Annotated in this window: 13 protein-coding genes; 7 read left to right on the forward strand and 6 right to left on the reverse strand. The window is 71.3% G+C overall.

From position 1 onward, the window contains the following. Positions 1 to 174 precede the first annotated feature (174 nt). Positions 175 to 1998 carry an SEC-C domain-containing protein gene (locus FHR97_RS19880; RefSeq protein WP_183385527.1) on the forward strand — a complete coding sequence of 608 codons (1824 nt, stop codon included), beginning with the start codon at positions 175 to 177 and terminating at the stop codon, positions 1996 to 1998. Positions 1999 to 2009: 11 nt separating this feature from the next. Here FHR97_RS19880 and FHR97_RS19885 read toward each other — a convergent pair whose 3' ends face one another. After that, positions 2010 to 3371 carry an AmpG family muropeptide MFS transporter gene (locus FHR97_RS19885; protein WP_183385529.1) on the reverse strand — a complete coding sequence of 454 codons (1362 nt, stop codon included), beginning with the start codon at positions 3369 to 3371 and terminating at the stop codon, positions 2010 to 2012. Between the two features lie 166 nt (positions 3372 to 3537). Between FHR97_RS19885 and rfaH the strand changes: the two genes are divergently transcribed. From rfaH to ccoM, 5 genes are all read left to right on the forward strand, one after another. After that, a complete protein-coding gene (gene rfaH, locus FHR97_RS19890) occupies positions 3538 to 4080 on the forward strand; it encodes a transcription/translation regulatory transformer protein RfaH (protein WP_183385530.1) in 543 nt (180 codons plus the stop codon). 27 nt (positions 4081 to 4107) lie between these two features. Continuing rightward, positions 4108 to 4614: an FKBP-type peptidyl-prolyl cis-trans isomerase gene (locus FHR97_RS19895; RefSeq protein WP_183385532.1), complete on the forward strand. Its 507-nt coding sequence runs from the start codon at positions 4108 to 4110 to the stop codon at positions 4612 to 4614. Between the two features lie 139 nt (positions 4615 to 4753). Next, positions 4754 to 5071 (forward strand): hypothetical protein, encoded by a 318-nt coding sequence (locus FHR97_RS19900; RefSeq protein WP_183385533.1) that lies wholly within the window; start codon positions 4754 to 4756, stop codon positions 5069 to 5071. Beyond that, positions 5071 to 6267: a PqqD family peptide modification chaperone gene (locus FHR97_RS19905; protein WP_183385534.1), complete on the forward strand. Its 1197-nt coding sequence runs from the start codon at positions 5071 to 5073 to the stop codon at positions 6265 to 6267. The genes FHR97_RS19900 and FHR97_RS19905 overlap by 1 nt, the downstream gene beginning before the upstream one ends. Positions 6268 to 6445: 178 nt before the next feature. After that, positions 6446 to 6562 (forward strand): cytochrome c oxidase subunit CcoM, encoded by a 117-nt coding sequence (gene ccoM / locus FHR97_RS20585; RefSeq protein WP_281380513.1) that lies wholly within the window; start codon positions 6446 to 6448, stop codon positions 6560 to 6562. A gap of 90 nt (positions 6563 to 6652) precedes the next feature. On the opposite strand, the gene FHR97_RS19910 is transcribed toward ccoM, so the two are convergent. The 5 genes from FHR97_RS19910 to FHR97_RS19930 all read right to left on the reverse strand — a co-directional run bounded on the left by FHR97_RS19910 (position 6653) and on the right by FHR97_RS19930 (position 12212). After that, complete coding sequence (locus tag FHR97_RS19910) at positions 6653 to 7300, reverse strand: transglycosylase SLT domain-containing protein (protein WP_343065641.1); 648 nt, start codon at positions 7298 to 7300, stop codon at positions 6653 to 6655. Between the two features lie 28 nt (positions 7301 to 7328). Continuing rightward, complete coding sequence (locus tag FHR97_RS19915; protein ID WP_183385536.1) at positions 7329 to 9038, reverse strand: proline--tRNA ligase; 1710 nt, start codon at positions 9036 to 9038, stop codon at positions 7329 to 7331. A 370-nt stretch (positions 9039 to 9408) separates the two neighbouring features. After that, positions 9409 to 10320 (reverse strand): carbon-nitrogen hydrolase family protein, encoded by a 912-nt coding sequence (locus FHR97_RS19920; protein ID WP_183385538.1) that lies wholly within the window; start codon positions 10318 to 10320, stop codon positions 9409 to 9411. After that, positions 10317 to 10913 carry a GNAT family N-acetyltransferase gene (locus tag FHR97_RS19925; protein WP_183385540.1) on the reverse strand — a complete coding sequence of 199 codons (597 nt, stop codon included), beginning with the start codon at positions 10911 to 10913 and terminating at the stop codon, positions 10317 to 10319. Before FHR97_RS19925 ends, FHR97_RS19920 begins: the two co-directional genes overlap by 4 nt. A gap of 105 nt (positions 10914 to 11018) precedes the next feature. Further along, entirely contained in the window at positions 11019 to 12212 is a 1194-nt protein-coding gene (locus FHR97_RS19930; protein ID WP_183385541.1) for a benzoate/H(+) symporter BenE family transporter, read from the reverse strand. A 119-nt stretch (positions 12213 to 12331) separates the two neighbouring features. On the opposite strand from FHR97_RS19930, the gene FHR97_RS19935 reads away from it, so the two are divergent. Then, entirely contained in the window at positions 12332 to 12907 is a 576-nt protein-coding gene (locus FHR97_RS19935) for a helix-turn-helix domain-containing protein (protein WP_183385542.1), read from the forward strand. Positions 12908 to 13098: the final 191 nt, after the last annotated feature.

Consider the following 13098-nt stretch of genomic DNA (forward strand, 5'->3'; position numbering starts at 1 on the left):
ACGACTCACTTGGCACCACCAAGCCACGTCGTTCACGCCGCGATCTGCACAACCACCGGCTCCGGCGCAACGTGCGTGCGATTGTTAACGCGCCCGCGGGCCCTGGCCTGAAAGCGGCTGCCCACATGCCTGTCGGCTGGTAGACTGTACGGTTTTCCGGTAGTGGAGACGGCAATGCTGGCGGTATGGGTGGAACAGCTGCTGGGGTTCGCCTCGGGAGCCCTCACGGCCATTCGTGAAGATGAACGCTATCCGACGCTGATGGCCTGGGCGCGCAGCGAGGGGCCCGCCCTGGTCGGCGGCGACCTGGCGCTGGCCCAGGCGCTGGCCCCGGAACTCTGGTCGCAGACGCCCCTGGCGCGTCTCGACTTCGCCTGCGAGGCCCTGGCCCGGCCGGGCCGCAACGAGCCCTGCTGGTGCGATTCCGGGCGCAAGACCAAGCAATGCTGCGGCGCCGTGACGCTGCCCGGTCACGTCCCCTCGCACCTGATGTGGATGCTGTCGTTGCGCGACTGGAAGGGCGACACCCTCAAGGCGGCCCTGGCCAGCGGCCGGGCGCCGGCCCAGGCGCTGCTCGAGGCGGGCCTGATCGCCGCCGAGTCGGGGCAGCGTGGCCGGGCCCAGCAGATCCTCGAGTCGCTGTTCGAGAACGCCGACTGGTCGCGGCTGCCGGAGCAGGCCGAGCCGGCCTTCGAGATCCTCGTCGACCTCTACCAGGAGCGCGGCTTCCATCGCAAGCGCGAGGCGCTCCTCGACGAGGTCCTCGACCGGGGACCGCTGTTCCTGCGCGGCGTGGCCCTCGAGCGGCTCTGCCTGCTGCACCTCGACAACGACGACCTCGACAGCGCCCGGGCGGCCTTCGTGCGCGCCCAGCAGGCGCTGCCCGACTCGCCGACCCTGGCCTACATCGAGGCCATGCTGCTGCTCCACGAGGGGCACGAGGAGGAGGCCGCGGAGCGCTCGCGCTTCTGGTTCCGCCGGCTGTCCCGGCAGGGCGACCTGGAGCCCGAGCAGTTGCAGTTCCTCGCCGACCTGGCGGAGAACCCGGGCGCCACCCTCGCCGAGCAGCTGCTCAACGCCGAGGAGGACCTGGCGGAGCCGCTGGTCTCCCTGCAGGCGCTGCTCGAGGCGCTGCCCACCGCCCCGCGGCTCGACATCCGGACCGAGGACGGGGCCCTGGCCTATCACCGCAGCGCCCGGGAGGACACGCTGTTCGCGGCCTTCCAGGCGGTCTTCCAGGCTCAGGTCGAGGGCGAGGCGCCCATGGGCTTCGACAGTGACCCCTGGCTCCAGGCCGGGGAGTGGCTGCCGGCGCTGTGCGCGCACCCGGAATGGCTGGACGCCCCCGCCGTGGTGCAGTCCCTGGCCCTGGCGCTGACCAGCCGCTTCGGCAGCCTGCCGTGGATGGCGCCGAGCCTCTTCGAGCCCCTGGCCGACCGCCTGGAACGCTGGCTGGACCAGGCACGCCATGTCGGCGAGGCGACCCTGGGCTGGGAGGTGGCGGACAACGCCGTGCTGCTGCGCACGGGCCTGGCCCTGGTGGTGGGCATGGAGCGCGGCGCGCGACAACGCTCGCGGGAGCTCGCCGAGACCCTGCTGACCCTCGACGACGAGGACAGCCTGGGTCTGCGCGAGCTGGTGCTCGACCAGCTGCTCCGCGAGGGGCGCGACCGCGAGGCGCTGGTCCTGAGCGAGCGGGCCGTGGAGAGGCCGGACGAGGAGGCGTCCCTGCTGGGCATGCTGATGGGACGGGTGCTGGCGCTGTTTCGTCTCGGTCGGCATGACGAGGCCGCCGAGGTCCTGGCCCAGGCCCGTCGCCACAACCCCCACGCCCTGGCCATGCTGTGTGCCGACAACCCGCGACCGGCGAACCCCGGGGCCAACGGCACCGCCTCGCCCGGCTCCCGGGCCGAGGCCTGGCAGTACCGCACTCTGATGCGCGACCAGTGGCGTGTCACCCCGGGGGCCCTGGGCTGGCTCGACGAGCAGCTTTCCTGAGCCCGTGACCCTCAGGCGGCCCCGGCGGCCGGCACCAGCGAGCGATCGCGGCTGATCCAGATCGCCAGGGCGATGGCCGGCAGCCCCAGCGCCGAGGCCAGCAGGAAGAAGCCGGCATAGCCCTGGCCGGCCACCATCAGGCCGCCGAAGCCGCTGAGGAACTTGCCCGGCAGGGTCATCAGCGACGAGAACAGCGCATACTGGGTGGCCGTGTAGGCCCTGGACGTGAGACTGGAGAGAAAGGCGATAAACACCGCGCTGGCCAGGCCGTTGGAGAGGTTGTCGCCGACGATGGTGGTCACCAGCATGGCCAGGTTGTCCCCGGCCATCGACAGGGCGACGAACAGCAGGTTGGTCAGGGCGGTGGCCGCCGCCCCCAGCACCAGGATCGGCCCGATGCCGTAGCGCGCCACCAGCAGCCCGCCGAGGAGCCCCCCGCCGATGCTCATGGCGATGCCGAAGACGTTGGTCACGTTGGCGATGGTCGCCAGGCTGAAGCCCAGGTCGATGTAGAGGGGGTTGGCCATGGAGGCCATGGCCAGGTCGCTGATCCGGAAGACCGCCACGAAGACCAGCAGCCACAGGGCCTTGCGCCGGTGACGGGTGAAGAAGTCGGTGAAGGGGCAGACCACCGCGCCGATGGCCCAGGCCCCCAGGCGCCGCTGCCAGGCCGCGCGGCCGCGACTGGCCCGCAGGAAGGCGCGAACCCGGGGCTCGTGAATCAGCTGGGTGGTCAGCGCGAGGCGGGCCGGCTCCGGACGCACCAGCACCGTGACCACCCCCACCCCCACCAGGGCGGCCATGCTCAGGTAGGCGGCCTGCCAGGACACCAGCGAGGCGACGTAGAGCGCGCCGGCGCCGGCGGCGATCAGGCCGCCGCGGTAGCCGATGATGTAGGTGGAGGCCATGGCCGCCTGCATGTCGTCGGGGGCCGACTCGATGCGGAAGGCGTCGATGGCGATGTCCTGGGTGGCCGAGCCGAAGGCCACCAGCAGGGCGCAGGCGGCGACCAGCGGCAGGTGGCCCACCGGGTCGAGGCTCGATAACCCCACCAGGCCGGCGGCGATGGCGAGCTGGGCCAGCAGCATCCAGCCGCGGCGCTGGCCGAGGGCGCGGGTCAGCCCGGGCAGCGCCAGGCGGTCGACCACCGGTGCCCAGAAGAACTTGATCGAGTAGAGGATGCCGATCCAGGCGAAGAAGCCGATGGCCGCCACCTCCACGCCGTCGCTGCGCAGCCAGGCCGAGAGGGTGGAGAACACCAGCAGGAAGGGCAGGCCCGCCGAGAAGCCCAGGAACAGCATGGTCAGGACCGGCGCCTGCAGGTAGATCGACAGGGCGTCACGCCAGCTGCGCTGCGCGGAAGGGGTCGGCATGGCGTAGGCTCTCCTTGCGGCACGGGCCTCGGACGGGGCCACGGGCCGAGGCCATCGATGGTAAGATTGCCCCCTCGGTCGGGCGACTCGCGACACGGGCGGCATGCGTGCCGATTGTTGCAGAGCCCCGGCGGTGATACCAGCCAGAACCTCGAGCAGGAACGCCATGAGTGACGACGATATCCCCCTGGGCAATGCCGACGATGCCGTGCCACGCTGGTACGTGATCCAGTGCAAGGGCGGCGAGTCCTTTCGCGCCGCCGAGCACCTGGGCAACCAGGAGTACGAGGTCTTCCACCCGGTGCTGCAGGTCCAGAAGAAGCGACGCGGCAAGCTCGAGTGGGTCAACGAGCCGCTGTTTCCCTACTACCTGTTCATCCGCCTCGACCGGCTGGACAGCAACTGGCGGCCGATCCGCTCGACGCGGGGGGTGCTGAGGCTCGTCACCTTCGGCGTCGACCTGCCGGTGCCGGTGAGCGACGCGCTGGTGGAGACGCTGCGCCAGCATGGCAGCCCGGACGCCGCGGACGCGGCCAACGTCTATTTCCGGGCCGGCGAGACGGTGGAGATCACCGAGGGGCCCTTCAAGGACCTCCAGGCGGTCTTCTCCAGCCACAAGGGCGAGGAGCGCGCCATCGTGCTGCTCAACATGCTGCACAAGCAGCAGCGCCTCGAGATGCCCGTCGCCCAGCTGCGCCGGCGCGACTGACCGCTTTCCCCGTTTTTGGAGATTCCCATGACTATCGCCCCGCAGCGGGTCGTGAGCCTGCACTATGTGCTCAGCGACCGGGACGGCAACGTCCTCGACGACTCGCGTGCCCGCCAGACGCCGCTCGAGTACCTGCATGGTCACGGCAATATCATGGCCGGGCTGGAGCGCGCCCTCGAGGGCCAGGCCAGCGGCGCCGAGCTCAGCGTCACCCTGATGCCGGCGGAGGCCTATGGCCTGCGTGACGAGGCCCTGGTGCGCGAGGTCGGGCGCGGCGCCTTCCCGGTGCCCGATCTCGCCCCGGGGATGCGCTTCCAGACGCCCGGCGACGATGGCCCGGAGATCGTCACGGTGGTCGAGGTGCGCGACGACAGCGTGCTGATCGACACCAACCATCCGCTCGCCGGCCATACCCTGCGCTATCGCCTCGAGGTCCTCGAGGTCCGCGAGGCCACTCGCGCGGAGCTGGCCAAGGGGCATCCCCTGCCGCCCGGTACCGCCCCGAACGAGGTGGAAGACAAGAAGATGCCCTGATCGCCGGCGCGGCGTCGTCGTCGGACGACAGCGCGATCGTCAATTTGCAGCGACTGGGGAAACGGCCGCGGGGACGGGGGCATCGAGGCGAGCGCGCGGTAGGCTGGAGGCATCGTTCAGCCATACAGGGAAGCCCGCCATGAGCGACACCGCTGCCACCTGCCCCCGCCGTCGCAAGCTGTTGGCCGCCCTCGGCCTGGTCGGGGTTGCCGCCTACGCCGCCCCTACGCTGTCCAGCCTGGGCCAGGCCCAGGCCGGTGACTGGGACGACGGCCGCTGGCGGATCGTCTACGAGACCCATCCGGATGCCCGGGACCGCCGCTATGTGGACGATTACCGCGAGCATCGCCGTCATCGCCACCACAAGCATCACCACCACGGCCATCGGCACTCGAAACACAGTCGACACAGCCACAGCCACAGTCGGCACAGCCACAGCCATCCCAGCCGCTGGTGATGGGACGGCTCATCGAGACCCTGCAGCCGTCGGGGCTCGGGGTGACCGTGCGGCTGGAGAATGCCCCGCGACTCGCCGAGGCCCTGCGCACGGCCATGCCCGGCTGGCCACTGGCCCGCTGGCCGGCGCCGACGGCGCTGTCCCGGGAGCTGGCGGTATGGCGGGAAGGAGACTGCTACTACCAGGCCGTGCCGGGGCGGTCGCGCCCCCGGCGGCTGCCCGGCCTGGCCACGGCGGCCTGCTGCCTGATCGCCGACCTGATTCCGCTGATCCTCGAGGCCCGGCCGCAGAGGGTCGGCCTGCACTGCGCCGCCGTGGAGGTCGGGGGGCAGCTGGTGCTGTTCCCCGCCACCCACCGGGCGGGCAAGAGCCTGCTCAGCGCGGCCTTTGCCGCCGCCGGCCATCGGGTCTTCGGCGACGACGTGCTGATGCTGAGCGACGACGGGCAGGGTCGGGCGCTGGGCATCGCGCCGCGGCTGCGGCTGCCCCTGCCGGCGTCCCTGCCGTCGGGGCTGGCGGGCTTCATCGCGGACCATGACGGCGTCTCGGATGATCGCTATCGCTACCTGGCACTGGACGACGAGCGCCTCGCCGGCCACGGCGAGGCGCGGCCCATCGGCGCCATCGTGATGCTCGACCGGGTGCCCGGCACGCCGGCCGCGCGCCTGACCCGACTCACCCCCGGCGATGGGCTCCTGCACCTGCTGGGACAGAGCCTCGCCGGCGAGGACCATGATCCCGCCCGCCTGCTCGAGCGGCTGTTGCCGATGATGCACGACCTGCCCTGTCGCTTGCTGCGCTACGACGATCCCGTGGCGGCCGTCGAGGCGGTGGCGGCGGGGCTGGCCGGGGCGCCCGCGGACGAGCCCTGTCCCGAGGCGGCCCCGGCGGTGCGAGACGCCCGGCCGGCCGCCGGTGACCCGGACGCGGCCTGGCGTCGCCTGCCGGTGGCGACGGAGTATGCGCTGGGCGAGGAGCACTTCCTGGTCGATGCCCAAGGCGGGGTCCACCGGCTCAGCGCCGTGGCCGGCGGCATCTGGCGCCTGCTGGGGCTAGAGCCCCTGGCGAGCGCCGAGGTGGCGGCGCTGCTGGCCGAGCGTTTCCCCGACGTCGAGCGGTCTCGGCTGGACCGCGATGTGGCGATGCTCTTCGACGAGCTGTCGACGGCCGGGCTGATCGCGCCCGCCGATTGCTAGGCCACGTCAAGCCGTTTCTTCTCCGCCCATCCCGTCGCCGGCCTCGCCCGAATCTGATCTGCGTCAAGTCACCCCGGCCTCCAGGGGCGAGGCCGGCGACAAACTTGATGCAGGTCAGCTCCCGTTCCCCCTCGTCACGCTAGAGTGCACTCAACACATCGAGACGGGGGAGCACACCATGTACTGGGATGACGCCGTGATCTTCGGGCTGGCCACCGTCGGGATGATGATCGCTTTCATGGGGGGCTGGATCGCGTTCATCGTTCGCGACCACCATCGCAAGGGCAAGCACTGAGCCAGCCGCTCCACCAGTCGTCAGGGGAGGGGGGAGCTTCCCCCCACTAGGCCGATCCACCCGGATCGGCCTTTTTTTATCCGGGGAGCGTCAGCGCTGGGCGGTGGCCCGCTCCACGGCGCCGCCGCCGGTGGGCGACCAGCGCGTGGCGAGGGCACGCATCACCCGCTCGGGATACCAGGTCTTGCCCAGGCTGCCGTTGTAGCGGGCCAGCGCCCGGGTCAGGTCGCCCCCTTCCACTGCCAGGTAGTGGGCGAGGATGGTGCAGCCATAGCGCAGGTTGCGCCAGGGATCCTTGAGGTCGTCGGCGGGCAGCCCCAGTTCACGGATCCAGAACGGCATGATCTGCATCAGGCCGGTGGCCCCGGCCGAGGACACGGCATCGGCGCGGAAGGCACTCTCCACCTGGATGACCGCCAGCACCAGCTCCGGGGCCAGCCCCGCGAGGCGTGCCTCCTGGTGGATACGGGCCAGCAGGGCCTGGCGGTAGGCGTCGTCGGCCACGTAGCGCGCCAGGCGTGGCGTCATGTCCCGGACCCACTGGCGGGCCGCCCAGATCTCCGCGGGCGCGCGCGGCGCCTGGCGCACGCCGGCCAGGGTGGTGCGCAGCGAGGCGGGCATCTCGGGCAGGGCGCGGACGCCGGCGGGCGCCTCGCGCGGCGGCGTGGCGGAGAGCGCCGCGAGAAAGCCCGCCTCGCCCTGGGCCAGGGCGGACGGGCTCGCGAGCCAGGCCGTCACCAGCAGGGCGACGGCCAGCCGGCGTCCCTCAGGCGTCGATCTTCTCGCGCAGGAAGTCGAGGATCTCCTCGGCGGGTACCATGGTGGCGTCGGTATCACGGCGTCCCTTGTATTCCAGTTCACCCTTGTCCAGTCCCCGGTCGCCCACCACCAGGCGATGGGGAATGCCCATCAGCTCCTGGTCGGCGAAACGCACGCCCGGGCGCAGGTCGCGATCGTCGAGCAGCACGTCGAAGCCGGCGGCACGCAGCGCCTGGTAGAGGCGCTCGCTCTCCTCGCGGACCCGCTGCGACTTGTGGGCATTCATCGGCACCACCGTCACATGGAAGGGCGCGATGGCGTCCGGCCAGATGATGCCGCTGTCGTCGTTGTTCTGTTCGATGGCGGCGGCCACGACCCGGGTCACTCCGATACCATAGCAGCCCATCCAGGGATGCGCGGCCTTGCCGTTGTCATCGAGGACGGTGGCGTTCATCACCTCGGAGTATTTCTGGCCGAGCTGGAAGACGTGGCCGACCTCGATGCCGCGCTTGATCGCGAGGGTGCCCTTGCCGTCCGGCGAGGGGTCGCCCTCGACCACGTTGCGCAGGTCGGCGACCCTGGGCAGCGCCACGTCACGCTCCCAGTTGATGCCGAAGTAGTGCTTCCCGTCGATGTTGGCGCCGGCGCCGAAGTCGCTCATCATCGCCACGCTGCGGTCGATGATGAGCGGCATGTCCAGGTTCACCGGGCCCAGCGAGCCGGGGCCGGCGCCCACCACCGCGCGGATCTCCTCCTCGGTGGCCATGGTCAGGGGGCTCGCCACCTCGGGCAGGTTCTCGGCCTTGACCTCGTTGAGCTCGTGGTCGCCGCGCACCAGCAGGGCGATCAGGCCGCCCTCGGTGGCGCGGACCATCAGCGTCTTGATGGTCTTCTCGATGGGCAGGCCGTGCTGCTCCACCAGGGTGGCGATGGTGCGGGCGTCCGGGGTGTCGACCAGGCGCAGCGCCTCGCTCGGCGCGGCGCGCTCGCCCTGGGGGGCCAGCGCCTCGGCCTTCTCCATGTTGGCGGCGTAGTCGGACTCGGTGGAGAAGACGATGTCGTCCTCGCCGGACTCGGCCAGCACGTGGAACTCGTGGGAATCGGTGCCGCCGATGGCGCCGGTGTCGGCGATCACCGGCCGGAAGTCGAGGCCCAGGCGGGTGAAGATGCGCACATAGGCATCGTACATGGCCTGGTAGGTCTCCATCAGCGAGGGTTCGTCGATATGGAAGGAATAGGCGTCCTTCATCAGGAACTCGCGGGAACGCATCACCCCGAAGCGCGGGCGGATCTCGTCGCGGAACTTGGTCTGGATCTGGTAGAAGTTCGACGGCAGCTGCTTGTAGCTGGAGATCTCGCGGCGTACCAGGTCGGTGATGACCTCCTCGTGGGTCGGGCCGACGCAGTAGTCGCGCTCGTGGCGGTCCTTGAGGCGCAACAGCTCCGGGCCGTACTGCTCCCAGCGACCGGACTCCTGCCACAGCTCCGCCGGCTGGACGGCGGGCATCAGCACCTCCTGGGCGCCGGCGCGGTCCATCTCCTCGCGGACGATGCGTTCCACCTTGCGCAGCGTCCTGAGGCCCAGCGGCAGCCAGGTGTAGAGGCCCGAGGTCAGGCGGCGGATCATGCCCGCGCGCAGCATCAGCTGGTGGCTGATCACCTCGGCGTCGGCGGGGGTTTCCTTCAGGGTGGAGATCAATAGTTGCGTGGCGCGCATGGGTCCGGGGTGTCCTCGAGCAAGAGTCTGGGGAAGCGGGTCGGGTCGCCTGGGGCCTGTCGGGTTGACCGATCGTCGCGAGGAACACGGATTTCGCGGTAGATCAGCAGTGGTAGATGCGACAGGCGCCTGGTGGCGGGAACATGACGGGCATTGTACGGCCAAGCACCAGTGGCGGCAAAACGCCGGGGCCGGCTCACAGGGCTATCTCAGTTAGCGTTGCCACTCGGGGCTGATCCGTCGACAGGTCTAGGAGGGGGCGCTGTGAACCCCTCCCTGGGCGCTACCGACGCCATCCATGGCGTAGGACCCCCTCTACGACCTGTCCCCGGCGCCCCTCGCCACCCAACTGCGATTGCCCTGGGCCGGCTCACGCCAGCGCCACGGCCTCGATTCCCGGCGCCAGGCGGGCGGCCTGGTGCGCCCAGTCGGCGTGGTTGTTGACCTGGCCGTGCTCGCGCAGGGCGCGGATCCGCGCCAGGTCCAGGCGGGCCAGCTGCCAGCCCGGGGTGGCATCCTGGGCCTGGGTCAGCACCCCGTCCGGCGGGAAGCCGTGGTCGCAGGGCGTGTAGACGCCGGCAAAGCCGATGTTGATGTCCACCGCCGGCGACCACAGCGCCTCGCCGACGGTGGGCGACTGGATGACCGCGACCTGCTGCTCGATGGCGCGGGCCTGGGCGCTGAGGCGCACCCGCTGGTAGCCGGCCCGGGTATCCGTGCAGCTCGGCACCAGCAGCAGCTCGGCCCCGGCCTCGACCAGGGCCCGGGCCAGCAGCGGGAACTCGCTGTCGTAGCAGATCAGCACGCCCAGCCGCCCGACCGGGGTGTCGAAGACCCTCAGCCCCTGGCCGGCGGCCACGCCCCAGTCGTCGTTCTCGAAGCGGGTCATCACCTGCTTGTCCTGATGGCCCAGGCCGCCGTCGGGACCGCACAGCCAGGCCCGGTTGACGAAGCGGCCGTCGTCGAGGCGCCAGGGCAGCGAGGGGGCGAGCAGGGTCACGCCATGGGCGACGGCGAGCGCGCGCCAGGTCTCGACGAAGGCCTCGCGCAGCGGCTGCAGCCCGTGCAACTGGGCCGCCAGGTCGCCGCGCTCGGCCTCGGGCAGCAGCGACGCCAGCTCCATGGCCCCGTACTCGGGGAAGACCAGCAGCTCGGCGCCGCGGCTCGCGGCGTCCTGGACCCAGCGCGCCGCCTTGACGCGGAAGCCTTCGACGTCGTCGAAGGCCTCGATGGGATACTGGGCGGTGGCCACCGTCACCGGGTGCCCGCCGGCCGGCCTCATGCTTCCAGCGCCTTGAGCCAGAAGACCATGGGCTTTTCGGTCTCCTCGGCCTCGTCCAGGTCCTTCCAGGCGAAGGTAGTGGAAAGCGAGGGCGTGCGACTATAGCCCCGGGAATTCCAGAAGCCGTGCAGCGGACGATAGTCGGCCGGCTTGCGGGGATGGTCGTCGGGGCGCTCGACGGCGCAGAAGGCCGCCCAGGCGTATCCGCTCTCGGTAGCATGTGCTTCCCTGGCCTCCATAAAGGCCTTGCCGATGCCCTGGCCGCGATACTCGGGCAGCAGCACCGACTCGCCATAGTAGAAGACGGACTCGGGGCGGTAGCCGGCGGCCTCGAAGGGGGCGCGGAACGCGTCCACCTCGTCGGCCAGTGGCTGGCCGGTGGCCGCACCCACCAGGGTGTCGCCGTCGAAGGCCAGCACGAAGAGGCTGCGCGGGTTGCGGGCGTAGCGATCCAGGTACTCGGCCTCGTAGGCCAGGTCGCCGTCGTAGAGGTAGGGATAGTCGCGGAAGACCCCGATGCGCAGCCGCGCCAGGGCCTCGAGATGCGGGGCGATCGCCCGCCCCTGCAGGGTGGTGAAGGTGATGGCCGTCATGGGCATGTCTCCTGGATCAGGGCGCTCGCCGGCGACCCTAGCAGCTGGTTTGCATGACGCCAAGCGCCTCGGCGACGGCCAGCAAGCCGGGAGCGACGCCCGGCGTCAGGAGCGGTGCCCGGCCAGCATGACCCCCAGGCCGGCGACCAGCCCCCAGAAGGCGGCGCCGATGCCGCCGGGACTGATGCCCGAGGCGGTCACCAGGAAGGTGACCAGGGCGGCGTCCCGGTGACCGTCTGCGCCCAGGGCCTCGGCCAGGCCGGCCCCCAGGGTGGGCAGCAGGGCGAGGCCGGCGATGGCCATCACCAGCTCGGCGGGAAAGGCCGCGAACAGGGCGGTGACGGTGGCGCCGAACAGGCCCAGCAGCAGGTAGAACGCGCCGGCCGCGATCCCCGCGGTGTAGCGCCGCCCCGGCTCGGCGTGGGACTCCGCTCCCAGGCACACCGCGGCGCTGATCGCCGCCAGGGTGAGGGCGAAGCCGCCGAAGGGCGCGAGCGCCAGGGAGGCCAGGCCGGTGCCGCCGATCAGCGGCGAGACCGGCGGGGAGAAGCCTGCCGCCCGGATGACGGCGATGCCGGGCAGGTTCTGCGAGGCCATGGTGACCACGAACAGCGGCAGGCCCACGCCGATCAGGGCCGAGGCCGAGAAGGTCGGCGCGGTGAAGACCGGTTGGGCCAGGCGCGGGGTCACCTCCTCGAGGTGCAGCAGGCCCTGCGCCTGGGCCACCAGGCAGCCCGTCGCCAGCACCAGCGGGATGGCATAGCGCGGCCACCAGCGCTTGCCGACGAGATAGGCCAGGCACATCGACAGCGGCAGCACCAGCCGGTGCTCGAGGGTCGAAAAGAGGTCGAGTCCGAAGCGCAGCAGCACCCCGGCCAGCATGGCCGAGGCCAGCGCGCGGGGCAGGCGGTGCATGAGCCGCTCGAAGAGGCCGGTCACGCCGCACAGGGTGATCAGCGCCGAGGAGAACAGGAAGGCGCCGATGGCGTCGCTCATCGGCACGCCGGGCAGGCTGGTCGCCAGCAGGGCCGCGCCGGGGGTCGACCAGGCGGTGAGCAGCGGCATGCGGTAGCGCAGCGAGAAGCCGATGGAGGTGAGGCCGGCGCCGATGCCCAGCGCCCACAGCCAGGAGCCGATCTGGGCCTGGCTGGCCCCGGCCGCCTCGGCGGCCTGGAAGATGATCACCGCCGAGCTCGAGTAGCCGATCAGCACGGCGATGAAGCCCGCGGTCAGGGTCGAGAGGCTGCCGTCGCGCAGGCAGGCGAAGCGACGGCGAAGCGGCAGGTCGGAGGCTGGCATCGAGGGCTCCCGGGAACGACTGTGCGCTATAGCGCACGATCGCGGCACGATACCACCGTGCGTTATCACGTACAATGGCGCCCACCGTAGCGACACGCACCGCACAGGAGGCAGGCCGCATGCAGGAGATCTCGCAGCACATCGCCGACCGGCTCCGCTGGCTGCGCCGCCAGCAGGGCTGGAGTCTGGATCGCACCGCCCGGGAGACCGGCGTCAGCAAGGCCATGCTCGGCCAGATCGAGCGTGGGGAGTCGAGCCCCACCGTGGCGACGCTGTGGAAGATCGCCAGCGGCTTCCGCGTGTCCTTCTCCAGCCTGCTGGCGCCGACGGCGGACGCGTCCGGCGAGGCGGCGACGGTCCATCCCGAGCGGCGGGCGGCATGGGGCGAGGACGCCGCGGGCATGCAGGTCGTGCCGCTGTTCCCCTTCGATCCCGTGCTCGGCTTCGAGCTGTTCGTCATCACCCTGGCCCCCGGGGCGATCAGCGAGTCGGCGCCCCATGCCCCGGGGGTGGTGGAGCACCTGGTGGTGGTCGAGGGCACGCTCGAGGTGTGCCTGGAAGGGCAGTGGCAGCGTCTCGGCGAGGGGGAGGGGCTGCGCTTCGCCGCGGACCGTCCCCATGGCTATCGCAATCCCGCCGGGCCCCCCGTGCGCTTCCATGACGTGATCCACTACCCCCGTGGGGTCGGTGGCTAGCTGCCGCGAAGGGGGCTGGGCAATGACGGCATCGATCAGGCCTCGCGCTTGCCGTCGACCAGGCGGCTGACGCCGGCGGGGTTGCCGTCGCGCAGTGCCTCGGGCAGCAGGCCCTGGGGCAGGTTCTGGTAGCACACCGGGCGCAGGAAGCGCTGGATCGCCGCGCTGCCCACCGAGGTGGTCCGCGAGTC

Origin of the sequence: Halomonas stenophila (assembly GCF_014192275.1) — a bacterium.
In the GTDB taxonomy this organism is placed as follows: Bacteria; Pseudomonadota; Gammaproteobacteria; order Pseudomonadales; family Halomonadaceae; genus Halomonas; species Halomonas stenophila.

Excerpts from the sequence above, each read along its gene's own strand:
- FHR97_RS19880 (WP_183385527.1), top strand. The coding sequence starts at position 175 with ATGCTGGCGGTATGGGTGGAACAGCTGCTGGGGTTCGCCTCGGGAGCC.
- FHR97_RS19885 (WP_183385529.1), bottom strand. The coding sequence starts at position 3,371 with ATGCCGACCCCTTCCGCGCAGCGCAGCTGGCGTGACGCCCTGTCGATC.
- rfaH (WP_183385530.1), top strand. The coding sequence starts at position 3,538 with ATGAGTGACGACGATATCCCCCTGGGCAATGCCGACGATGCCGTGCCA.
- FHR97_RS19895 (WP_183385532.1), top strand. The coding sequence starts at position 4,108 with ATGACTATCGCCCCGCAGCGGGTCGTGAGCCTGCACTATGTGCTCAGC.
- FHR97_RS19900 (WP_183385533.1), top strand. The coding sequence starts at position 4,754 with ATGAGCGACACCGCTGCCACCTGCCCCCGCCGTCGCAAGCTGTTGGCC.
- FHR97_RS19905 (WP_183385534.1), top strand. The coding sequence starts at position 5,071 with ATGGGACGGCTCATCGAGACCCTGCAGCCGTCGGGGCTCGGGGTGACC.
- ccoM (WP_281380513.1), top strand. The coding sequence starts at position 6,446 with ATGTACTGGGATGACGCCGTGATCTTCGGGCTGGCCACCGTCGGGATG.
- FHR97_RS19915 (WP_183385536.1), bottom strand. The coding sequence starts at position 9,038 with ATGCGCGCCACGCAACTATTGATCTCCACCCTGAAGGAAACCCCCGCC.
- FHR97_RS19920 (WP_183385538.1), bottom strand. The coding sequence starts at position 10,320 with ATGAGGCCGGCCGGCGGGCACCCGGTGACGGTGGCCACCGCCCAGTAT.
- FHR97_RS19925 (WP_183385540.1), bottom strand. The coding sequence starts at position 10,913 with ATGACGGCCATCACCTTCACCACCCTGCAGGGGCGGGCGATCGCCCCG.
- FHR97_RS19930 (WP_183385541.1), bottom strand. The coding sequence starts at position 12,212 with ATGCCAGCCTCCGACCTGCCGCTTCGCCGTCGCTTCGCCTGCCTGCGC.
- FHR97_RS19935 (WP_183385542.1), top strand. The coding sequence starts at position 12,332 with ATGCAGGAGATCTCGCAGCACATCGCCGACCGGCTCCGCTGGCTGCGC.